19 protein-coding genes, 1 tRNA gene and 1 pseudogene are annotated in these 20,993 nt (G+C 56.5%); all 21 read right to left on the bottom strand.

Annotation, left to right across the window (positions count from 1 at the left end; translation table 11 throughout):
• Window positions 1-1,015: pseudogene (locus tag HMPREF3166_RS01355) on the bottom strand (hypothetical protein); the annotation flags it as partial.
• A complete protein-coding gene (locus HMPREF3166_RS01360; protein ID WP_070487329.1) occupies window positions 1,008-1,982 on the bottom strand; it encodes a hypothetical protein in 975 nt (324 codons plus the stop codon). The gene HMPREF3166_RS01360 and the pseudogene HMPREF3166_RS01355, both read right to left, overlap by 8 nt.
• 28 nt (window positions 1,983-2,010) lie before the next feature.
• Window positions 2,011-2,745: a hypothetical protein gene (locus HMPREF3166_RS01365; RefSeq protein WP_070487330.1), complete on the bottom strand. Its 735-nt coding sequence runs from the start codon at window positions 2,743-2,745 to the stop codon at window positions 2,011-2,013.
• Window position 2,746: 1 nt separating this feature from the next.
• Entirely contained in the window at window positions 2,747-9,172 is a 6,426-nt protein-coding gene (locus HMPREF3166_RS01370) for a phage tail tape measure protein (RefSeq protein WP_070487331.1), read from the bottom strand.
• Window positions 9,173-9,229: 57 nt separating this feature from the next.
• Entirely contained in the window at window positions 9,230-9,847 is a 618-nt protein-coding gene (locus HMPREF3166_RS01375) for a hypothetical protein (protein WP_070487332.1), read from the bottom strand.
• On the bottom strand, window positions 9,847-10,182 hold the full coding sequence (locus tag HMPREF3166_RS01380; protein WP_070487333.1) for a hypothetical protein: 336 nt from the start codon (window positions 10,180-10,182) through the stop codon (window positions 9,847-9,849). Before HMPREF3166_RS01380 ends, HMPREF3166_RS01375 begins: the two co-directional genes overlap by 1 nt.
• Before the next feature lie 273 nt (window positions 10,183-10,455).
• A complete protein-coding gene (locus HMPREF3166_RS01385; protein ID WP_070487334.1) occupies window positions 10,456-11,208 on the bottom strand; it encodes a hypothetical protein in 753 nt (250 codons plus the stop codon).
• A 74-nt stretch (window positions 11,209-11,282) separates the two neighbouring features.
• Window positions 11,283-11,699 carry a hypothetical protein gene (locus HMPREF3166_RS10125; protein ID WP_168160716.1) on the bottom strand — a complete coding sequence of 139 codons (417 nt, stop codon included), beginning with the start codon at window positions 11,697-11,699 and terminating at the stop codon, window positions 11,283-11,285.
• Window positions 11,689-11,994 carry a hypothetical protein gene (locus HMPREF3166_RS10130; RefSeq protein ID WP_168160717.1) on the bottom strand — a complete coding sequence of 102 codons (306 nt, stop codon included), beginning with the start codon at window positions 11,992-11,994 and terminating at the stop codon, window positions 11,689-11,691. The genes HMPREF3166_RS10125 and HMPREF3166_RS10130 overlap by 11 nt, the downstream gene beginning before the upstream one ends.
• Window positions 11,984-12,253 carry a hypothetical protein gene (locus HMPREF3166_RS10070; protein ID WP_141741102.1) on the bottom strand — a complete coding sequence of 90 codons (270 nt, stop codon included), beginning with the start codon at window positions 12,251-12,253 and terminating at the stop codon, window positions 11,984-11,986. Before HMPREF3166_RS10070 ends, HMPREF3166_RS10130 begins: the two co-directional genes overlap by 11 nt.
• 101 nt (window positions 12,254-12,354) lie before the next feature.
• Window positions 12,355-12,744: a Gp19/Gp15/Gp42 family protein gene (locus HMPREF3166_RS01400; protein WP_246816888.1), complete on the bottom strand. Its 390-nt coding sequence runs from the start codon at window positions 12,742-12,744 to the stop codon at window positions 12,355-12,357.
• Between the two features lie 57 nt (window positions 12,745-12,801).
• Window positions 12,802-13,143, bottom strand: a complete 342-nt coding sequence (locus tag HMPREF3166_RS01405; protein WP_141741103.1) for a hypothetical protein — start codon at window positions 13,141-13,143, stop codon at window positions 12,802-12,804.
• Window positions 13,143-14,066 (bottom strand): phage major capsid protein, encoded by a 924-nt coding sequence (locus tag HMPREF3166_RS01410; RefSeq protein WP_070487339.1) that lies wholly within the window; start codon window positions 14,064-14,066, stop codon window positions 13,143-13,145. The genes HMPREF3166_RS01405 and HMPREF3166_RS01410 overlap by 1 nt, the downstream gene beginning before the upstream one ends.
• A gap of 29 nt (window positions 14,067-14,095) precedes the next feature.
• The gene (locus tag HMPREF3166_RS01415) at window positions 14,096-14,476 is read right to left on the bottom strand and encodes a hypothetical protein (protein ID WP_070487340.1); all 381 of its coding nucleotides are present in this window, start codon (window positions 14,474-14,476) and stop codon (window positions 14,096-14,098) included.
• 11 nt (window positions 14,477-14,487) lie between these two features.
• The gene (locus tag HMPREF3166_RS01420; RefSeq protein WP_070487341.1) at window positions 14,488-15,918 is read right to left on the bottom strand and encodes a head maturation protease, ClpP-related; all 1,431 of its coding nucleotides are present in this window, start codon (window positions 15,916-15,918) and stop codon (window positions 14,488-14,490) included.
• On the bottom strand, window positions 15,915-17,246 hold the full coding sequence (locus tag HMPREF3166_RS01425) for a phage portal protein family protein (RefSeq protein ID WP_070487342.1): 1,332 nt from the start codon (window positions 17,244-17,246) through the stop codon (window positions 15,915-15,917). Before HMPREF3166_RS01425 ends, HMPREF3166_RS01420 begins: the two co-directional genes overlap by 4 nt.
• Window positions 17,247-17,260: 14 nt before the next feature.
• Window positions 17,261-18,829: a terminase large subunit gene (locus tag HMPREF3166_RS01430; protein ID WP_246816889.1), complete on the bottom strand. Its 1,569-nt coding sequence runs from the start codon at window positions 18,827-18,829 to the stop codon at window positions 17,261-17,263.
• Window positions 18,798-19,133, bottom strand: coding sequence for a hypothetical protein (locus tag HMPREF3166_RS01435; protein WP_141741105.1), 336 nt, complete (start codon window positions 19,131-19,133; stop codon window positions 18,798-18,800). The genes HMPREF3166_RS01430 and HMPREF3166_RS01435 overlap by 32 nt, the downstream gene beginning before the upstream one ends.
• A gap of 126 nt (window positions 19,134-19,259) precedes the next feature.
• Window positions 19,260-19,925, bottom strand: a complete 666-nt coding sequence (locus HMPREF3166_RS10415; RefSeq protein WP_083293783.1) for a RapZ C-terminal domain-containing protein — start codon at window positions 19,923-19,925, stop codon at window positions 19,260-19,262.
• Window positions 19,906-20,349 (bottom strand): class Ib ribonucleoside-diphosphate reductase assembly flavoprotein NrdI, encoded by a 444-nt coding sequence (locus tag HMPREF3166_RS09880; protein WP_083293784.1) that lies wholly within the window; start codon window positions 20,347-20,349, stop codon window positions 19,906-19,908. The genes HMPREF3166_RS10415 and HMPREF3166_RS09880 overlap by 20 nt, the downstream gene beginning before the upstream one ends.
• 411 nt (window positions 20,350-20,760) lie before the next feature.
• Window positions 20,761-20,834: transfer RNA gene (locus tag HMPREF3166_RS01440), tRNA-Leu, on the bottom strand.
• Between the last annotated feature and the right edge of the window lie 159 nt (window positions 20,835-20,993).

Below are 20,993 nucleotides of genomic sequence, written 5' to 3' on the forward strand. Positions count from 1 at the left end.
CCTTCTCCGTCTCAATCGCCTTAGTGTTAGCATCGGAAACCTTCCGGTTAGCCTCGGCCAGCGCGTCCTGCTGCCGGTCTAACTCCGCCTGCAGCTCCCAGCGTTTCGTATTCGCCGCAATATACGCCGGGATTAGCCCCTGGTCAGCAGCGCCGCCCTCGCCATTCGCCTGCAACTGCCGATTCAACCTCTGCAGGTCAGCCATCACAGTAGGGATCGTCGCGCCACCACCAGATAGGGCTTCGGCAAGTTTCTTAGCCTTGCCGTCAGCGTCATCAGCCGTCGCCTGCGCAGCCACAGCCTTAGAATCAGCCTCTTTCGCAGCATCACCAGCAGCCTTCGCCTTAGAGTCAGCAGCTACAGCCTTACCATCAGCCACACGAGCAGACTCACCAGCAGCATCCGCCGTAGCCTGCGCCGCCACCACACGCTCCGACAACCCCGCCAAATCACGCCGATCCTCCACCAACACCCGATGAATCGTCGCATTAGCAGCAAGTAGCGCATCCTCATCAGACACCAACTGACCACCCACATGCACACGCCAATCCACAACCGAATGATCAGAAACAATCGGCTCAATCCGCGTCACACGCATAGGCACAACCATCCCCCAAATCTCCACGTCGACCAGATCGCCAACATGAAAATCCTGCAGGGGAACCCAGTCGCCCAAACCCGCCAGGGTAATGTCTGACTCTAGGAAAAACTCGCCACTCGTGCGCTTGGCAGCCTCGTCGAGAACCTGCTCCACATCAGACGCAGGGGCAGGCGCTCCCTTAGCCGTAATGCTCACATCGGCACGCACGAACCGCCGAAACATACCACCAACACGCCTCTTCGAGTCCAGCGCTGCGACATAACCCAACTCATTCCCCGGCGCAGACGGAGTGAAAATACCATCCATCTCCACACCATCCGGCAGCGTCACGTTGACCTTGCCGAAAGCGGTTGATGCCAGCGACCGCAGCACGGTCACCTGCGGCGACTCCGCAATCAAATACGGCCTACGCATCTGTGACCTCCTTCACCGTCAGCACAACCATCGCATGAGGAAAAGACCTATAGCCCAGGGTGCGTTTCGACTTACCCTGCGACGGAGAAATATCCACCTCATCCGGCCTCATCGTCGATTTCGCCTGATTCCAACACCGCACCGGAGGATCCCCAGGCCACCACACACGAGCACCCAAAATCACACCAGCGTTCTTCGCCTGCGCAGCCACCGTCTCCCACAGGAAACCATCCCGCGCCTCCAGCGAGATCACCGGCGAGTTATCAACCTCCGGCACTTCAACAACGTGGTAGGGATCGTCGACCCAGCGGGTGCCGTCAGGGTCGGATTGGGACATCATCGCCGCGTCTAGCGACTCCTGCGCCAACCTGCGAATCACGAACCCGGCCTGCCCGTTCTTCCACGTGAAATAGGTTTTAGTAGATAGCTCAATCTTCGCCCACTTACGCGGAGTCTTGAACGGAATACCAGACAGATCCGTCTTAGCCTCGTAGGGGCGCGCTGCCCACCACGCGGATGGCCACGACGCAGCAGGCACCGTATGCCACACATCCATCACACTCAGCGCATGAACCGTCACCGTGGAAGGCACACCGGCGCTATCTGGATCGTCAGCCGTGCAATGCGTGATAGTCCCACCACGACGAACCACACCATCCACACCGGGGAACGCTGCTAGTAGCATGTAGTCTCCCTCGGCCACGGGCAGGCGACCGGACGGGTCGAAATCACGGATCGAATCCGTTACCAGCAGCTCGGCAACCCGCGTAACCGCACCATCCTCATCACGCGCAGGGAACGACAGCGCGAGGTCTGCCGACTCCATCCACTGATCAGGAGTCTGGGAGTCGATAGGGGCAGGGAGCGTGAACAGCGGGTTACCGTCAGCGTCTCCGATCCCATACCAGCGCCCCTGCGTCGCCACCACATAATCAACAGTTTTGCGCCACTTATCCCAATCCGTCATACGCCATTCCCTCCCCTATCTTGTTGTTCTATGCCCATGGGTCGGCCACCATCAACCACCACTCCAAACGAGCACCAGCAGGCAACTTCCACGTTCCAGATTCACCAGGTGGCACACCCTCAGAGACCGCACCATCAAGACGCAACTTCAACGGCTTAAGATCAACCGTCGTGCGCTCCTTCACTCCAGGTAGCGTGAAAACAGCGCCAGACGGGCTAGTAACCCGCCCGCCATTGCCCTCATAGACAATCCGGGGGTATATGAGGGTATCCCCGGCATTCGTCACAGTGACGCTTCCCCGCCCGGTCTGCACATCAGTACGCGCCAAACCATCACGACACACCACCGGAACCTTAAGTGTCTCCTGAGTGCGTCGGGACATATCCACCGGCACACCAGGCAACACACCATCAACAACCAAATCAAAGGTGAGAGTGCTCAGCGGGTGGTCGCCCTCAATCTCAATCATGCAGGGGTTATCCCACGTCGCCTGAGACCAGCCACGACGCAGACGCGCATACACCTCCGCCAACTCGGCACCAGTCTCCGCCTGCAAATAAAACTCAAGCTCAGTCTGGATCGCCCCAAACCGATCCCTGCCCGGCAGCACACCAGCACCACCAGGGACAGCCAGATCAGAGCGCGAAACGTTAGCTCGGAGTGTTTCCAGCGCCGCATACGGGGACAGAACCGGCGAGGTTGCCGGGGTGCCAGTCAACCTAAACCGATCCCCCAGACTCGTTCGCAAAAACACATCTAGCACGCTAGATCAACTCCTTCCGACGAACAGCAACATCAGACGCAGACACAACCGTCCGAACACGAACATTCGAACCGCTAGTCACACGCTTCAACAGCTCATCAACCTCATCAGCCGTGTACACATTCTCCCCACTCATATGGATCGTGTACTCAGCCTTAACCTGCTCACGCACACCCGAATACTTCGGATCAAGCTTCCAATCCACACCAAACTTGCCCGCAGCATCAGCATTAGCCTTAGCCGCACGCAAATAATCACCACGGATCTTCTCATTACCCTTAGCGAAAGCGTCCGCGGAATGGTCAAGCGATTTCACCGCATATTCGAGACCCTTGATTGTCTCCTCGAGCGGGGTGATCTTCTCGTATAGGTCGATCTCGGATCGGAAATCCTCAACCTCACGAGCCTGATCACGAATCGAATCCTTAGCCTCATAGATCGGCTTCAGCGACTCATTGACCTTAAGCGCGGTCTCCGCCTCCACCAGGCGGGGCAGCTGCGAGCGGATAACGTCCATCGGGTCGCCCTCACGCCACGCAACCGCACCCATCTGCGAGAACAGCTTCTGCATGTCCACATCATCCAGCTTGATGCCAGACTCAGCCAGGACAGCATCCAAGGCCTTCTGCAACGTCTCACGACGCGCCAACTGGCCGCGATATTCATTAGCGAAAGACCCCTGAGCGCCCATCTGGTAGCCCCAGCGCCCCAGAACATTCTTCTTGAGCGCCTTATCGGCCTCGAACAGCTCAACCAGTAGCTTCGATGCCTGCGCGCCGCCCTGCGCCTCAACCAGGTCAACGCCTGCGACCTTCGCGGACATGCGGATCAGGCGCTCCTGAGCGACCAACAGGTCTTGCTGGTTGCGAGCATTCTCGCGGGTAGCCTTAGCCAGGGCAGCCTCAGCCTGGATCTGCTCCACACGCGCCTGCAACTCCCCACGGAGAGCCTGCGCACGCGCCTGCTCATAACGGAACAGCGCACTAATCGCAGTATCAGACCACTGCTCGAGCACACCCTGAGCCTCCAAAGCCGCCCAGGACAGGTACGTATCCCAATCCTCATGCAACCCCATCAGCTTCAGCTGCGCTTCGACAGCGCCCTTGCGGATCTCCTCGTCCAGCTCCATACGGGCGCGCGCCACGGCAAGCTCGCCCTCGGCAGCCGCGACCAGACGATCCTGCTGCGCCACACGCAGATTAAACTCCGCGTCACGCTGCGCATTCGCACTCCGCACCAACTCCTGCTGTAGCTTCGCCGCGTTATGCTGCAGCTCCACAACCAGCTTCGAGTAGGCGGCGATAGCCTCCCACGAATCCGCCACAGCCTGCCTAGAGGCCAACTGCACCTTGTAGATCCGCTCCACCAGCGCCTTAATCATATCCACAAAGAATTTGACCAGGTCAATGCCAGTTTTCAGGTACTCGATAGCCATACCCGCAGAAATACCAGCAGGTCCAGTCAGCGCAGCCATACCAGACAGCTGGTGCGCCACGCCACCCAGGCCGTTATCAGACGCGAGCTTCGCAGCGCTACGGAAAGAATCATCAAGCCCCGGCAGTAGATCGTGAAGCGGCATGTCCAGATTACGCACAGACTCCATGCGAGCCTGCGCCAGCTCCGCCTCCGCCTTCGCCACATCCTCCGTAGACTTCTTCACATCCTCGGAGCGCTTCTTCTCCGCCTCAGACTGCTTCTTCTGCGTATCCTTGCGGATCTTCGCTAGGTTTTTCTCAGCCTTAGCGATCTTATCTGGCTTGCCGTCCTTACGGGCGTCAGCCAGCGCCTTCTCAGCCTCCTTGATCTTCTCACTGGATTCCTTCTTGGCCTCCTTGATCGCCTTCGCGCTGTCGCCCTTATCGGACTTCACGCCGCTTAGCGCCTTCCGCGCCTCCGCCAGCGCCTTTTCCTTTTCGGCGATACCCGCCAGACGGGAGGACTGCGCCTCACGCGCATCCAACAACCCCTTCTCGGCAGATAGGAGCTTTTCGGTGACCTTCTGGACATTCTCGCCACCGAGCATGCCCGCAATCTCACCAAACTGCCCCGCCAGCGCACGCGCCGTAACACCTTCACGAGTGGAGGGATCGGCGACCTTAGCCATGTGCTTCTCGAAAGCGTCGATCTGCTTGGCCTGCACCATCGCCCAATCCTTGATAGCAGGAACAAGCTTGCCCAGCTCCACAAAACCGCGCGACAGCACGCCCCACTGCTGGTTAGTCAAAACCGGCTCAGGTTTACCGGACTTATTGACCGCCACCTCACCATGCTTCAACCAACCACCACGGTCATACAATTTCGCGCTCATCAAGTTGGCCAAATCGACGATACCGCCAGAGGCATAACCGGCACGAGTAGGCCACACAGCACCAGGACCACCGTAACGCTGCCTCGTCCACAAAACACCAGCCGTCAGGTTCGTTACCGGATCAAAACGATCATCCGGCAACCCCTCAAACGCCTGCGGATTCGCAGCACGAACACCACGATACGTAGGCTCAATCACCTGCAAAAGACCACCAGACGGAGTCCCCTTCGCAGCGTTAGAATCCCAGTTGTTCACCGCACGCGGGTTACCCGAGGACTCGATATCAATCTGCTTCAGCATGATATCGAGGTACTCCTCGCCATAGCCAGCACGACGCAGAGCCTCACGAGCAGCATCCGCCCACTGAGACGCAGGACGAGCGCCACCGCCGCCACCACCCATCAGAGACGAGCCGAACTTCTTCGCCTTCTCAGCGATGAAATCCCATATCCTCTGGGAAGCGGTCTTCAGGAACGCGCCAGGCACATCAGAGAACCAAGAGCCGTTACCCTCGCCATCAAACTTAGCGATCTTATTGATAACGGCATCCCACGCCTGCTTCACGAGACTGAAAACGCTGGTAGCGGAGCTAACGGCAGACCCCATAGCGCCAGCAAAACCAACGCCAATGTCAGCCAGCGACTTCGACGCATCAAACTTCACCGGGCTATGGGTAGCCCAGTGAACGTGGTTCTGGTGACCAGCATTAGTGCCAGCACCAAAATTAATCGGGTTGCCGTGCTTCAGGTTCTGCCAACCATCAAGCGGCCAGTGGATCAACTCCGCAGACGAAGGGAAAACCTTGTAGATCGCCCGCGCCAGCGCCTTAGACTCACTAGACGGTCGCTGCGTCTTATACGTCGCCGGATTCTGCCAGTCAGTAGCCTTCTGTGCGCTGTAATCATGGTACGAACCAGGCTCGCTACGAGACGCAGAGGTCAGGTTGAAAACCCCGGGGAAAAAGTGCCCCACGAACTCACCGTGCGACCGCTGCACAGCAGACAGTGCGCCAGCAAGGTTAGTGAATCCACCCTTGGCGAAATTGCCTAGGTCAAGCACGCCGCCAGTGGCGAAATGGCTCCGGCGCAGCTGGTTTTCCACACCATTTTTGCCGCCCTGACGGGCAGCAGCGTTGATACGGTCAACCCAATCCTTACCCAGCGCCTTAGTCGCCTCAGGTCGCAGGATCGCTTCACCACCGGACAGGCCAATCCGCATACCCGTGCGAGGCTCCACAAAGGTATATGGATCGCGCCCAGGGGTATATCCAGGAAGGACACCACCAGTGTTGAAGTTGATCTTCACCGGGTCGGGAGCCTTTAGGCCAGGGATGAATTTCGTCACGGCGTTAACGGCCTTCAATATGCCGTTATTCCAGACCGTATTGACCACAAAACGCACCGGCTTAGCGGCGGCCTCCTTCAGGCCATCCCAGATTTTGCCAATAGCGTCGACGGTTTTAGAAAACCAATCTTTCAGGGTATCTAGCCCGTCGCGCAATCCCTTGAAAGTTGGCTTGACCAGATTATCCGCTACCCACTGGATGCCTTTACCCAGGTTATCCCACGCGGGCTTGATGACGCGCTCCCAAGCAAATTTGAAAGCGTCACCCACGAGCGAAACGCCGCGCTTGATATTCCCGAAAGTGGGGGAAATGAGTTTATCCCAAACCCACTTCACGAAATTACCGAAAGTCTCAAAAACAGGGCGGATAATCGAATTGTAAATAGTCGAAATACGCCCGCCTGTTTGTCCGAATTGGTCGGCAATCCAATTGAATACTGGCTTGAGTGCATTCTCCCACAGCCAAGTAGCCGCAGCAGAAATGGCATCCCAAACGGGCTTGATGACGTTTTCCCACGTCCAGGCGATTCCATCACCCATAGCCTGGAAAGATTCTCCGATCAGCTTAAACGTCGGCTGCAGGACATTCTCCCACAGCCAAGTAGCAGCGGCAGATAGGGCATCCCACGCTACCTTGATGACGGTCTCCCACTGCGAGAAAATAGTCCCCGCAGTAGCCGTAAATGCATCGGAAATAAAGCCAAAAACGGGTTGCAGAATAGTCTCCCACAACCAGGTTGCAGCATCAGAGAAAGCTCGGAAAACAGGCTGAATATAAGATGTCCACGCATTAGAAATAGCGTTAGTCAGATTATCCCAGCCAATCTGAATAAGCTGCCACGCCTGAGAAGCCTTTTCACCAATCCAATCAAAAACTGGTGCGAAAGTGTCTTTCAGCCACTGCCACGCAGTGGAAAAAGCATCCATCAGGGATTGCCAAATCTCGCGCCCCTTTTCCGTCTTAGTGAAAAAGACGGCCAGGCCTGCCACTACCGCAGCAATAGCCGTCACAATAAGGAAAATCGGGTTAGCGTTCATCACCAGGTTTAACGCGGCCTGTGCTGCGGTCTGTGCCTTAGTGACACCTGTCAGCTTGGTGAACCACTTCAGCAGGCCACCGGCAGCCATGACCGTCTGCGCCGCAGCCGCGAGCTTCGCCTGGATAGCCAGCAACCCATACGCGGCAGCCAGGGTGCCGACAACTGCAGCCAACGGCTTAATCCACGCCTCATTCTTCTGCAGCCACTCCCCGAAGTCCTTAAACGCCGGGACGAGCTTGTCAGTAACCCAAGAGGACAGGGTAGACATAGCGTCAGACGCGAACTCCATGGCAGGGACAAGCATGTTGAAAACGGCTGTCGCTACAGGCTCCAGCGCCAGCATCGCCTTCAGCTTGAGCTGATCCCACTTCTCCGCAAAGTCGGCGGTCTCCTCCGCAACACCGCCAATAGTGTCACCAGACGCACCAATCGAGTCCATGAAATCGTCATACTCAAACTTGCCGGACTGCACCGCAGCCACAAACCCAGCGCCACCACGCGCACCGAAAATACTGTTAGCCAGGTCGATAGCCTCAGCATCCTTACCAGCCCTAGTTAGATCATCGATCTGCTGGACAGTGCCCCACAGCGCCTCCTGCGGGTCTTTACCCTCCGCAGCGAACGTCGAAAGCGCCTTAGTCATAGACCCCAGGGTCTTCTCCGAGTCCAGACCAGCCTTATCCAAAGCACCCAGCAGACCAGCGGACTCATTCAGGTCGAAACCGAACTGCTGCAATGCAGGGCCGGACTTCGACAGGTTGTCGGTGATCTCAGTGATAGACTGGCCAGTCGCCTGTGAAATACGGAACAGATCATCCATCGCAGCAGGGGCAGCCTCCCCCTCAATACCGAACTGCTGCAGCGCGCCCGTGACTGCATTAATATCTGCGTCGATACCCATGCCCTGTAGCTGCTGGAACTGGGTGGTCAGGCGCTCCAGAGGCTCGCCCGTCACGCCCAGGCGGGTGTTCAGGTCAGCCAGGGTCGTGCCGATCTCCGCAATATCCCCGCCAACGCCAATGGAGTTTTCAGCCACATTCCGCAGGGACTGCTCCAGGCCGTCCAGCGCCTCACCAGACGCGCCAGTGCCCACACGGATAGTGTCGTAGGCTTCATCAAACGACGCTCCCAGGTCATAGGCAGCCTTACCCAGGCCACCTAGCGCACCAATCGCAGCGCCAACGCCGACACCAATCTTCATGATGGAGTCCTTGAAGGATTTCGCCTTCTCGTCCCCATCGCCCAGCGCGTCAGTGGTCTTGTCGATCCCCTTAGCCGCGTCTTCCTGAGCCTTCTTCAGCTTGCCGGAAGTATCCGACAGGTCTTTCTGCTGATCTTCGTACTTCTTCGCAGCAGCCTTAGCGTCACCCTCAGCCGTAGCCAGGTCAGTCGTGGCCTTCAGGACTTTCCCCTTAGCCTTCTCGACCTTCGCCAGCTCAGCGGTACCAGAGTTACCGGAGGCCACAGCCTTCTGGTACTTCTCCTCCGCAGCCTGCAGCTCCAGCGTGACGGCCTTCAGGTCTTGCTTCTTCTGCTCCTGCTTAGCCGTCGCAGCCTCAGAAGCCTTAGCGAACTTCGCCAGCTTCGACTCCGACGCCTTAACCTGTCGCTCAAGATTCGATACAGCGCTATCCAGCTCGCTAGTAATCGATTTACCAGCGCGCTTGCCCGCTTCCCTCGCGGGCTTCTCCAGACGCTCCGCGAAAGCCTTAGACATGCCCTTGAAAACAGGCATGACAGGAACTGAAACAAAACCTACATCAGCCACGGAAATCCCCCTAAAATAAAAACCTTAATGCTGACTACGCGCGGCGATACGCTGACGCTTAGCCTCTTCCTCACGCGCCTTTTCCGCATGCTTTTCCAGGTCTTCCGGAGACCACAAAAACATGTGCAGATTCTCCCCTTCGGACTGGTTCGACACGTACTGCGCGGCCACAATAGCCGCCTTATCAGCGGGCAAAATACCCATATGCGCAGCACCAATACGAGACTCCGGGCGATCCAGCAAATCCTCCACGATCAACGCCACGCGACGGGAAGACAAGCAACCCTCAGGATCTAGCCAATCGCGCACATCAAGACCCATGCGCAGCAGATCTACCTCTAAATCCTCCACATGGGCGAGCGCATGTAGCAGTACCCCCAGACGTTTCAAAGACAGGCCAACCTGCCCCAAATATTCATCTAAAAGTCGCGGAAGCTTAGCCCCAAACGGATCGCCCAAAGTAAGCCTCATCTGCGAATCAGCATCAAAAACACGCCGAATATACTGAGGGTGCTCCAAAATATCCGCCAGACGATCCGCGCCAATCCACATAGGGTCTCTGCGCGCCCGCACCCGCGTACCGTCGAAATCAAAATCGACCCATGCCCCCGGCGAGTCAGCAAGAACCGCCAGGGTGCCCACTAGCTATCCTCGGAGAATTCCTGACCACGGTTAATCACGCCAGGCAGAACATCCTCAATGTCATCTAGGGTAGCGCCCGCCCAATCCAGAAAACGACGAGTACGAGTCGTGAGGGTAGCCATAATAATGGCCGGGCCATTCCCCTCAGCCAGCAGCAGACCGTAGGAAGCTGGCAGCTTCCGCTTATCAACGATCACTTCAATATCTACAGTCGCGCCGTTACCCAGCTCAACACCGTATTCGGTGTAAATGCCATTAGAGAAAGTCGGATCCTTCTTCTCTTCCTTGTCCACAATCTCTACAGTGTTCTTAGCGCTTGCCTTTGCAGTAGCCATGTTAGGTTCTCCTTACAGTGTGGTTCGTGGCTCGAAAAACAAAGGGCGAGAGCTGCGACCCCGAACCAAAAATCGCAACCCCGCCCAGCGCGGACAGGGGGAATCGAACCCCCTTTAGAAACCATTGCCCGCCACCCGAAACATCGGGAAATGTTTACTGGCTTACCTCACCAGAAGGAGTATCCTCAGCTTCACCCGGCTCGCTCGGAGCAGGCTCGCTAGGAGTGTTCTCCCCGCCAGAGTCCGGCTCAGTGCCGTCCTCCTCTGGCGGGGTTACTGTTCCCCCGCCGAGCCGGTAGCCTCCTCAGAGTCCTTGATCTCATGCAGGGTTACGCCGTCCTCGTCCTCGTCCTTCACCGGCACATAGCCAGTCAGGCCGGAAGCGGAGCCGTCCGGGGTGAACGCGGTGCCTGCGTCAACCTGCTTCTGCAGATCATCAACGTTCTTGAAAATCTTCGGCTTAACCTCGCGCACGGAACCATCCTCGTCGACCTTGTAGAAACGCTGCTCAAACATCAGCTCGTCATCGCCATTCTCGTAGTCAATAGCGAGAGAACGCGGCTGCGGGTCAGTACCGTAGGTGCGCTCCTGCACGGACAGCAGGGCAGGCTCGCGGGACACCTTGATCTCCACAACGCCCGACTGGTACTTGTACACGCGGGCGACAATCGCCTTCGCAACCTGAGAGGTGTGCGCCAGGTACAGCACACCCTCCTTCTCCGTAGTATCCGGCCACTCGATATGGCGTAGCACCGCCGTACCCGGAATCAGGTCAACAGTGCCGGTCACAGCACCAGCAGTGAACGAGGTAGCCGCCTGACCACCCGTCAGATTGGTCTTATTGCTGGTCACCTCACGGGTCTCACCATGGGTAGAATCAGCAGGCTCAACACCAGCAGAGTGCCAAGGACCGACGAAAGTACCCGTCTTAGTATCGACGTGCGCCTTAGACTCATCAAAGCAGAAAAGAACCTCGCGGTCTTCCAGCACCTTGACATTAAGGCCGACTGCTCGCTTCTGAGACATATTTCCCCCTAAAAGGATTCAATAGAAAAGCCAGCAGCCACCCTGGCCACTGGCGTTAGATTTGTTAGAACTTGTTAGATATTTGCAAAAATCCTGCCCATACCGACGGACAGGCTCATCGTGGATACGAAACCCGTAGGCTGATACGACGGAGCGGAACCGAAAAACGAAGAGCGAGACCGGCTAATCCCCAAGCCGATCCCGCTCACCCCCTGCGTTAACGATGTGTAAATATTCCTGCCAACACGCCGCACCAATTCCAAATCCGGCGCATACACGCTCACCCTCACAAGATCACGGGCATGCCCAGTATCATCCACCTGCTGCGCATCTTCCGTCACCACAATCGCTAAACCGTCATGGTGGCAGTTGTAGCCATCAGGCAGATTATGTAGGTGCATAATGTCCTGGTCTTCCTCCGAGAAAAACCGAGACACATGCCTAAACACCACCCGCACAGGATCGGGAGTGAAGCCAACGCTATGAGACATCCTTCACCGCCCGCGTCACAAAACCTGTTCGGGCTTGCCGTTCAATGGCACCAGGGTGCCGCACTGTCACCACAGACATAGGGCGACCATCCACGCTGGAATTAAAATCAGAAATGAGGATAGTGTGCTCGGGAGCTTCGCGCAGTCGAGAGCGTTGATTATCGCTCACCCTGTTCACCTTCGGCCAGCGCATCTCCATGTAGTCGCGCAGCTTCTCCGCTCGCTGATGGACAGCCTTCCGGACATGAGGTTGCTTAGACATTTGCTCATACAGAGCATTCATGTTAAGCGACATCGCCACTCACCTCCCCCCGCTCCACAACGAACACGGTTTTAGGCTTATGCCAGCCAACCGCAGGACGACGGCCAACACCGTAATCAAACGACAGCAATTGCTGCACAACGTAGGACTCCCCCCGTACAACAACCACATCGCCATCCGCAACGGCAGTACCGCCAGGCGCAATGATCTGCAACCTGTGCATGTCGCCATGCACAAAATCGCTCCCCTTCACCACCTGATCGCCCGCAGGAGACACGACACAATGTTCCACATCGCGCCCCTCCCCATACTGAGGCCTCCCCCTACGGTCACGCCCCACAAGCGCACCCCTAATATGGATAGTCTCACCAGCCTGATCAGGGCGCACAAACACTAGCGCCACCCCCTGCGAATAGCCTCCGGCCAGCGCAAAGGCTGCGGAAACGCCCCCCTAGCGCCCCTCGGAACCAACCCCAGCTCAAAGAGCATAAGATCAGTCAGATCAACACCGGAGAACTTCACCCACTGCCCAGAATCCGTATAAGTTACGGAATCGGACTGTGGTCCAGTAGTCGAGGACACGGAGCGCGCACCAGCATGCGGTCCAATAATCACAGCGCCTGCGACCATCTCCCGCACAATGCGCTTAGCGGCCAATGGGAGCCATGTGTTGTAGGCTGCTTCCTTGTCGAAATTGCGACCGCGTCGCATGAAAGCCTCGCGGATCAGATCAATAGAATCTTCGATCCGAACTTCGATAAACTTTCGCTGTTCGTCAGTCACATCGATAGGCAACCTGCTAACCACATCATCAACAGTGACGGTAAACATCAGCGCCCCCTATCGTGTTGCTGCGATAATCTCCCGCTTAGACAGACCCTTCGGGTCAATGCCCTGGGTTTTCGCATACTCCTGCCACACCTTTAGGTTGGCAGCATTCTTGGGACGTTCCACCGTGGGCTTCTCGTCCACAGGCTCTGCCTCTACAGGCTCTGCCTCTACAGGCTCCGCCTCTACAGTTTCTTCTGGCTCGGACTCCACCGGGACGGCAGCAGGATCGACGAAAAAACCACGAGCATTAAACTCACGGTAGGTTTCCTCGTCAACCTCCATCACATAGCCAGCCGGTCGGAGGGGATACCCCGGAAGCCGAGCGCCAACAGCAAGCTCGACTCGTGGCATTAGGACATCAGCCCCGTCAGCTTCACAACGGACTTCGGCGCATCGATAGCGAAACCACGACGATGAACCGCATCGGAACGGTAGGACATGTTAGAGCCACCGATACCGGAGTTGCCTCGCTCCTCGTACCAGTCAGTCACCATACGAGGCTCGCGCTGAGCCATGAAACCGGAAACGCCCTCAACGCCAATGTAGGCAGTGTCCTTCGGGACAGTGAAGTCACGCACAACCTTCAGAGTGCCGAACATGGTAGGCTCCTGGGCAATGCCCTCAAACAGCGGGTGCGCGTGAGCCATGTCGCCGATGTATAGCTTCTGAACCTCTTCGTTACGCTTCAGCGCGGTCAGGGTCATCGGGTTAATCCACAGAACATCCGGCTGATACTCGAAGTAGTTGCCGTTCACGTCCTCCGCGCCCTGGATAAGCTCAATCGCATCCAGAACATCACCAGCAGGCTTACCACCCTGGTTCCAGGCAGCAGTAGCCTGTAGAGACTGAACATCCGCAGCCTCAAGCGCAGCAAGCGCATCCTTACCATCACGACGCAGCAGAGTGTTCTGACGCGCAACCATCTCGCGCTTCACAGCCTCAATGTCATTGTCATTGCGCTGCTCCCAGGACACACGGATACCGATACCAGACTTGCCAATGGACAGAGTCTTCAGCTCGCCACCAGTCGGATCGGAAACCGGAATCTCACCAAACTCGGCAATGCCCTCCGGGTCATCCTCAAGGAAGTTAGCCTGCGCCTCGTGATAGCCAATCACATTAGAATTGACCGTCATATCGCGGAAAAACAGACGATACGCTTCCTGACCTTCGAAAGACTCGCGGAAAACCTCCGGAAGGATCGTCGGATTAGCCATCAGCTCATCGACAGTCAGGCCGGAGAACTGATCAAAAGCAGAATTAATAGTAGTCACATTATCTCCTAATCAAAAGTAGTCCGGGGTTAAGCGCTCGCCGGAAGGCCAGTCAGGACAGTAAGCACACGGTCGCCCTCGCCATTACGAGCAGCCACGCCGACCTTCACAGTGCCGGAAGCGGCCACCTTGCCGTCAGCAGCGGCATACACCGGCGCGCCAGCCTTAATCGCCTTAGCGTCGCCATCAACAGTGACCTTCACTGCGCACACGCCATAGTGGACGGCAATGTTCGTCGGCAGAGCGTGATTCTTCGGGTCAGCCTTCTCCGTCACAGCGCCGAAAACCGCGCCCTCAGCGCCCGCATGCTTCACAGCGCCCTTATCGTCAATAGTGACCAGACGGAACTTCTCCAGCTTCTCCGCAGCCGGGAAAGTGATAGCACCCTGTACAAAAGTTGGGTTAGACATATAGAGTCTCCTTACTTGTTAGTGCGGCGGTCAGCCGCCAGCTTCTTTAGATCGGCCAGGCTCGGGACAGTCGCATCCTTGGAAAGGTCAGGAGCCTTAGCCGAACCAACAGCCACGCGCGGGATAGTGTTCTTCGGGTTACTGCCGTAAATATCGCGGGCAGCGTCAGCGTCGCGCTTAATCGCAGCGACAGCCTTAGCCCGCAGGCCAGCAGAAATGCGACCCTCCTGAATCCAGTTGTCGACCTCGCCGACAAGCTTGGATTCCTTCTCGGACTCCATAGCCTTCCAGCCATGCTGCGCAGCAGCCTTAAGCTCGTTGTAGGTCTCCATATCCAGGGTGACCGCATCCGCACTCTCAGGGGCTACAGGCTCGGCAGGAGCAGCCTCCTCGGTTGGCTCATCCTCGGTAGACAGTGCGCGCACGGTCACAGACAGCGGGATAGCGCTGCCATTGACATTGACAGCGAAATCAGCAGTCGAATCCACTTCAGCGCCGGAAGGGGCAGTGACAGTTACTACACCAGTGGTTTCATCAACCTCAGCCGTGTACCCCTCAGCTACCTCGCCCATCTCGAAAGTCAGGCCAGCAGCACCCTCAGCACCATCGCCGAAAATAGGTTCCACGGCAACCTTCTCAGTTGGCACGATCTGAACATCAGCAGGGTAGGAAACATCCACCTCGCCACTGATAGCTACAGTCTCATTGAAAAAGCCGGACAGGGCATCGCGTACCTTGTCCGGCTCAGTGCCCAGCTCCTGGGCAAGCTCGTTCAGAATATTCATTCTTTCTTCCTTTCGCCCTTCACTGGGCATTGGATCTGTATCCTCTACGCGCACTGGTGGTGCCGTAGAGCGGGCAGCGATCTCCGGGACGCCAGTAGCAGGCGCAGCTTCCTCAAAACGGGATCGCTTAGAGGCCATCACAAGCTGCTTCTGATGGGCACGCGCCGACTTCCTCGACTCCGCCACCTCATCAGCAAGACCAATCTCCACAGCCTGCTCAGCCGTGTACGTAGTATCCTTCTGCATAACATCCAGCCAGAATTCCTTATCCTTGCCAGACTTCTCCGCGTAGATACCCGCGATATTGTCAGTAATCTGCACCAGGTTCGCAGCAATCTCAGTAAACTCCGCAGCATTACCAGAACCATTAGTCCACGCACCATGAATCATCATGGAGCTATTAGGCGACATGACCAGCCGGTCAGCTCCCCCCACTGCGATATATGACGCAGCAGACGCGGCCATACCATCAACATGCACCGTCACCACATCCTGATACCGGCGCAGAGCATTCATAATGCTGATACCCGCGTACACGTCGCCCCCGTAGGAATCGATACGCACGTCTACAGCGCCATCGCACTCTTTGAGCTGTGCGACAATCGCGGCAGGCTCAACCTCGAAGCCAATATCGCCATAAATTAGAATCTCGTTCATTCGCTAACCCCCTCGTTTAGCGACTCGTTGGAAGAAGCTGGTGTCTCCGACGGTTCGGTATCTTGCAGCGACACTCCCAGCTTCTCCTCCATATCAATCCGATACTTCTTCGCCACCAGAGCATCCACAAGCTTCTGCTTGGCTGGAAGGCTATAGACGCGACGGACATGCTCCTCAAGCTCAGGATCGGCCAGGAGCACGCCATCACGCTTCAACGTGGCTAGGTCTTGCGCAGACAGCTCCTTCTTGGAGGCAATCGGATCGCACACGATACGCGGGCACATGCCGTCATACTCCGGATACGCGATACTGACCAGGTCTTCCACAATGTGCTGCGTGGCAACATCGGCAATCCACTCCGCAGTGGTCTGCAACGACTGCACAAAGAAGCTCGACTGCACATCAGCCAAAGCGTAAGAGCCACCCTGGCCTTCGAGGTTCATGAAGTGCGCCAAAACGGCCTTAGCGATCATCGACTCATGGTGAACAATCGCCTCACGCGGGCTAACCAACTGTCCCGATACGCCTAGAAGTGATAGCTTCGCCTTAGCCGGAACAGCCGCACCGGCAGCAGCACCAGAACGCAACGACCTGGCAATCTCCTCACCACGATCCAAATCTCCATCAGGATCGTTAGTCAGCTCCGTACCCTCATACACCGGAACGCCCATGCCGTTACGATCTAGCACGTCAAGCTCAAGTCGCATCAACTGATCGCGTAGCACCCAGTGCTTATAAGCAGACCTCAGGACAGACTGGCCGATCCACTCGCCACCAATGTCATCATGCGCATAAGCCACAAGAGCAGACACGGGGATAACGCGCCTACCGTCAATACCGGCGCTAGATTGCTCAATACTCTCTAGCCCGCCATCGTCAGCCACGTTGATCTTCGACACGGTACCCGGCCACCGCGGGGCAAGCTTACGTAAATGCTCCCGTCCATCCTCGCCGACCTCGTAGACCTGCTCGAAAAACATGTGGCCAAACTGCAACGACCGCAACGCCTGGCGCAAGTGAAGATCCCACGACACACGACCAGCACGACGCGCCAAAGGCTTCTTAGGATCATCACCTAAAACCTGTAGCCGCAAATCCTCAGCGACATGCGCCACAATCTCCGGATCAGCGCCATTCGGGTCAAGCCACCACGACGCGCGAATAATCGGGAGCGTAATCGCCTGCAACACACTGCGAACCTGCGCATCCTCACGCGCCATCTTCGCAAAAACCGAAGCAGACCTAGGGAAAGCCAACTCCGCGTTATCCTCGCGCAGCGCGCGGTTAGTCACCACACGCGCGCGACCAATCTCACGAACATTACTCATCAACACACCCCCTCTTAAAACGCTAACGCCGCAGCAGGCCTAGGCTTCTTAATCGCCTTCGCCCGCCCCGTATAGCGAACCTTCTTCTCAACATCCGGAGCCTCCTCCGGGATTCCAAACTCCTGCAACCCCCACACAGCGAAGCTCATAGCAACCAGTGTGGACACGTCCCCCACGAACCGTTCAAACGAACGATAACGCCCGGCACTACTACGTTCCTGCGCGACAGCCCACGCAGCCGTCAAACGCTCCGAACCGTCATGAATGATCTTCCCCTCATCAATCAGGCGCAACAGCAGCTCATAAGCCTGCGAGACCTTACCCCCGCCAAGAACCTCCGGGGTAACACCCATCTTCTCTAGCGGGTCAACGATTGTCGACGCAGGACCACTAGGGTCAAGGACAACCGCGACAGGATCGTTTGCTTCAACATTCGCGCGGACAGACTCAACGACAGAATCGCGGTCGAAATGCTCCACAGGAGCGCACGTAACGAAGATCGCCCCGGAGGCCTGCTGCGCCGCAACCATGCCCACGCTCTCACCATCAGGCGTGGTATCAATACCGATACAGCTATCACCACTCACAGGCGGGTTATCGCTACGCAGCGCTTCCCACACATCCAAGCTAATGATCGTCTCGTCGAAATCCTCCATCTGGGTAAACCACCTACCCCAGCCAAGCATCTCAACCTCGAAGCCAGTATCAGTCAGCTTCGAGCGGACAGACCGAACCTTCTTCTCCGTAGCGACAATCCCATACGACGGATTAGCGAGCCGCCACGTCAAAGGATCGTCGATATCCATCCCATCAGGCGCGCAGAACTCCGAGAAGAAAACATTCTCGTTATCCTCCCCCAATGCGCGCTCGCGGATACGGGAAAGCTCCTCCCCCTTCGCATGCTTCTCAGAATTCACAGCAGAAGACGTGTAAAACGTTTGCGGATCTTCCGCAGCCAACTGCGTAGGCGCAACCGCATCAAGCTCACCAGATTCCAGGTTGTACGCCTCATCAAGAAGCAGCAAATCAATCTGGTCAAAACCACGCCCCATGTCATTAGAGCGGGTCGAAAACTGAAGTTTCCCGCCCTCGCGGGTTTCCATCTCCGCCTCACCCGCTGAAGCAGTATTGCGCACTAGCCTGCGCTCCGCCCACGGCTTCGACTTAATGCGCCGCCAAATACGATTACGGATCGACTTCGCCGTTCGCCACTGATGGGCAGAAAAAACCACCTGATGATTCAGAACAAACAGCCGATAAAGGATAATCACTTCCAAAATCAGAGACTTGCCGTTCTGACGCGGACACAACAAGACAATATCCGAATGCAACCAACGACCATCAGCATCCGTAGCGAGGGACTGCATAACCTGCTCCCGCTGCCACGGCATCAACGTCACACCAAAACGACGCGCCAACTCAACCGCCCGCTCGCCATGAGAAAAATCGCCACCATCATGGAACACCATGACCTGAGGAGACTGCCTCCCCTCAAGCGAAGGGAACTCTCTATCGATAATCTCCCGAAAAGCTGCGTTAAAATCCTCGCCATCAGAGACCAGCGAAGCCGTCCTCTTCGTCATCAGAGACATAATGTGCCTGCCTCCTCTGAATCTCGCCCAGCAACTGCCTAAACACCGTCGACAACTGCCTCTGCTCACTAACAGCAGTGTCCAACTTCAACACAACCTCACCATCGCCCGTGAAAATACGGCACCACACGTCCTCATCCCCCGACGTAATGGCCGAAAGCCTGTCCAAACGAGACTTAGCGCGCGCAGCCTCGACCACAAGAGCCTGCGTAGACTCAGAATTCTCCTCAGCCGTCAGAGAACGCAGCAAAGCTAACGCACCCGGCGACAAATATTCATCCAGTTCGTCACTCACCTGGGGAAACACCTCAATTCTGTGCATAAAATATGCATAACTTTCGGCACCCTGAATAAAATCCTGATGGCCATGTCGAGCGGGTGGGGTCAAGGTTGCTACCCGTTCAAGATTTTTAGGGGTGCCTTACTTTTTGTCTGTCCATGTGAAGCGGGTGGTGGTGGGTTTTGGTTTGGGTGGTGGGGTGGTTCCTAGTGCTGGTCGTTGGTTGTCTTTGTCTCCTGCGCCTCGTTGTGCGTTGCATGTGGCGTGTAGGAGTCTGTCGGCTAGTTGGTTTGTTCCGTGGTCTCGTCTGCTTTTGCTGTGGTCTGCTTCGAGGCTTCGTTTGTCCCAGTTTTGGTTTTTGTTTTTGTACATGGGTTGTCCGCACCACCAGCAGGGTGTTCCGTTTTTGTGGTTGTAGAGGAGTCTTCGGCGTTGTGTTTGGTGTATGTGGCCGAGTCCTTTTTGTGTGGTGGTTGGTTTTTTGTTGGGGGTTTTGAGGTTTTTGTGTTCAACTTCCGCGTTTAGTCGTTGTGCGAGGATTTCGGCGATGGCTACGGATCGGTGTTGTCCTGCTGTACATCCGATGGCTACGACTGTTGGTTGTTGTTTCCGTATTCGGGTTTCGGCTTTGTTGATGAAGGTTTGTACGCCTGGTTGTTCGAGTAGCCAGTTTTGTACTTGTGGGTTTGTGCCGTTGAGTGGTCGTAGTTTGGGTATTGCGTATGGGTTTGGGATGCGTCGTGTGTCGATTGTGAGTTGGGCTTGTGGTCTTACTCGTGTTTTGAGGCTAAAGCTTATGATTCGCATTGCGTGCCTCTTGCATTCTTAGGAGTGTTCGCCAGTGTGTGCGTATCCCGTTGTTGATGTTGTTGTGGTCGTTGGTGTTTCCCCATCGGTCTACGCGGTAGAGGACGGGTGCGCCGTGTTGTGCGCTTAGTTCGTCTGCTGCTGCGCAGAATTCTTTTCCCCAGTTGATGTCGCCGGTGCCGATGATGCCGACGAGGTTTTGTTGTGCGTTTTTGTTGTTTAGCCAGTGTCGTAGTTGGCTTGGTAGGTAGCCGCCTTTGTTGGGGTTGCCTGTGTAGGTGGGGGTGATGAGGATGTAGGGGTGTTGGGGTGGTTCGGCGTTTGCGATGTTTGTTGCCGGGTAGTTGAGGTGGGTGGTTAGGTTGTGGGTGCCTTGTGTGGTGGGGTGGGTGTAGTAGTAGATGTGGGGGGTTGGTTGGTTCATGCCTGCCCTCCCTCTTTGTTTGCTTTGATTGTTGTGTGGCTGTGAGGGGTTGAACCTCGCACTGTGTGCGCGCTTCCAGTCAGCGCCCAACCACTTGCCCTCGTACTTGCTCGCTACAGGTCGCTTTCCGTATCACACGACCGGGTCTTTGGTGTGGAATGCAACCCCCGCACCTGTAGTGCGGCTTCTGCTGGGGTCGCTAGTTCGCTGGTGTTTACTTACTCACGTCGCCAGTCGCCAGCACCTGGTCGGCGCGATATGAGTGTTTCCTCGTCAGCCTTGCCTGCGTTTCGACACTTTTAGTTCTCACGGGGATCGTGCCATATGGCAGGGGATTGTTCCCGTGGTAGCTCGTCCGGAGGGGTGGCCTTCCCCCTGCTTCCAACGTTGGTGGCCGGAGTCGTAGCTGTGTGCCTAGAGAGGGATTCGAACTCTCACTGTCCGGAACCTAAATCCGGTGCCTCTACCTGTTGGGCTATCTAGGCTTGGTGCCCGCCTATCCGGTGTGCGGAAGACCAGTCCTACTGGCCTTGTCGGCGAGCTGGAGAAAACGTTGGGGAATGGTTGGGGAATGAGCAGCCGATTATTAATTACTGTTGTGCTGTGTTTCCCTTTTTTGCCCCCGAGTAAACATTTATAGTTTG

Source organism: Corynebacterium sp. HMSC08A12, assembly GCF_001807485.1.
In the GTDB taxonomy this organism is placed as follows: Bacteria; Actinomycetota; Actinomycetes; order Mycobacteriales; family Mycobacteriaceae; genus Corynebacterium; species Corynebacterium evansiae.

What these genes read in the sequence shown, in the direction of transcription:
- HMPREF3166_RS01370 (WP_070487331.1), bottom strand. Translation starts at nt 9,172, where the DNA reads ATGCCTGTTTTCAAGGGCATGTCTAAGGCTTTCGCGGAGCGTCTGGAG.
- HMPREF3166_RS01360 (WP_070487329.1), bottom strand. Translation starts at nt 1,982, where the DNA reads ATGACGGATTGGGATAAGTGGCGCAAAACTGTTGATTATGTGGTGGCG.
- HMPREF3166_RS01385 (WP_070487334.1), bottom strand. Translation starts at nt 11,208, where the DNA reads ATGTCTCAGAAGCGAGCAGTCGGCCTTAATGTCAAGGTGCTGGAAGAC.
- HMPREF3166_RS01405 (WP_141741103.1), bottom strand. Translation starts at nt 13,143, where the DNA reads ATGCCACGAGTCGAGCTTGCTGTTGGCGCTCGGCTTCCGGGGTATCCC.
- HMPREF3166_RS09880 (WP_083293784.1), bottom strand. Translation starts at nt 20,349, where the DNA reads ATGAACCAACCAACCCCCCACATCTACTACTACACCCACCCCACCACA.
- HMPREF3166_RS10415 (WP_083293783.1), bottom strand. Translation starts at nt 19,925, where the DNA reads ATGCGAATCATAAGCTTTAGCCTCAAAACACGAGTAAGACCACAAGCC.
- HMPREF3166_RS01425 (WP_070487342.1), bottom strand. Translation starts at nt 17,246, where the DNA reads ATGAGTAATGTTCGTGAGATTGGTCGCGCGCGTGTGGTGACTAACCGC.
- HMPREF3166_RS01430 (WP_246816889.1), bottom strand. Translation starts at nt 18,829, where the DNA reads ATGACGAAGAGGACGGCTTCGCTGGTCTCTGATGGCGAGGATTTTAAC.
- HMPREF3166_RS10130 (WP_168160717.1), bottom strand. Translation starts at nt 11,994, where the DNA reads ATGTCGCTTAACATGAATGCTCTGTATGAGCAAATGTCTAAGCAACCT.
- HMPREF3166_RS01420 (WP_070487341.1), bottom strand. Translation starts at nt 15,918, where the DNA reads ATGAACGAGATTCTAATTTATGGCGATATTGGCTTCGAGGTTGAGCCT.
- HMPREF3166_RS01415 (WP_070487340.1), bottom strand. Translation starts at nt 14,476, where the DNA reads ATGTCTAACCCAACTTTTGTACAGGGTGCTATCACTTTCCCGGCTGCG.
- HMPREF3166_RS01380 (WP_070487333.1), bottom strand. Translation starts at nt 10,182, where the DNA reads ATGGCTACTGCAAAGGCAAGCGCTAAGAACACTGTAGAGATTGTGGAC.
- HMPREF3166_RS10125 (WP_168160716.1), bottom strand. Translation starts at nt 11,699, where the DNA reads ATGTCTCATAGCGTTGGCTTCACTCCCGATCCTGTGCGGGTGGTGTTT.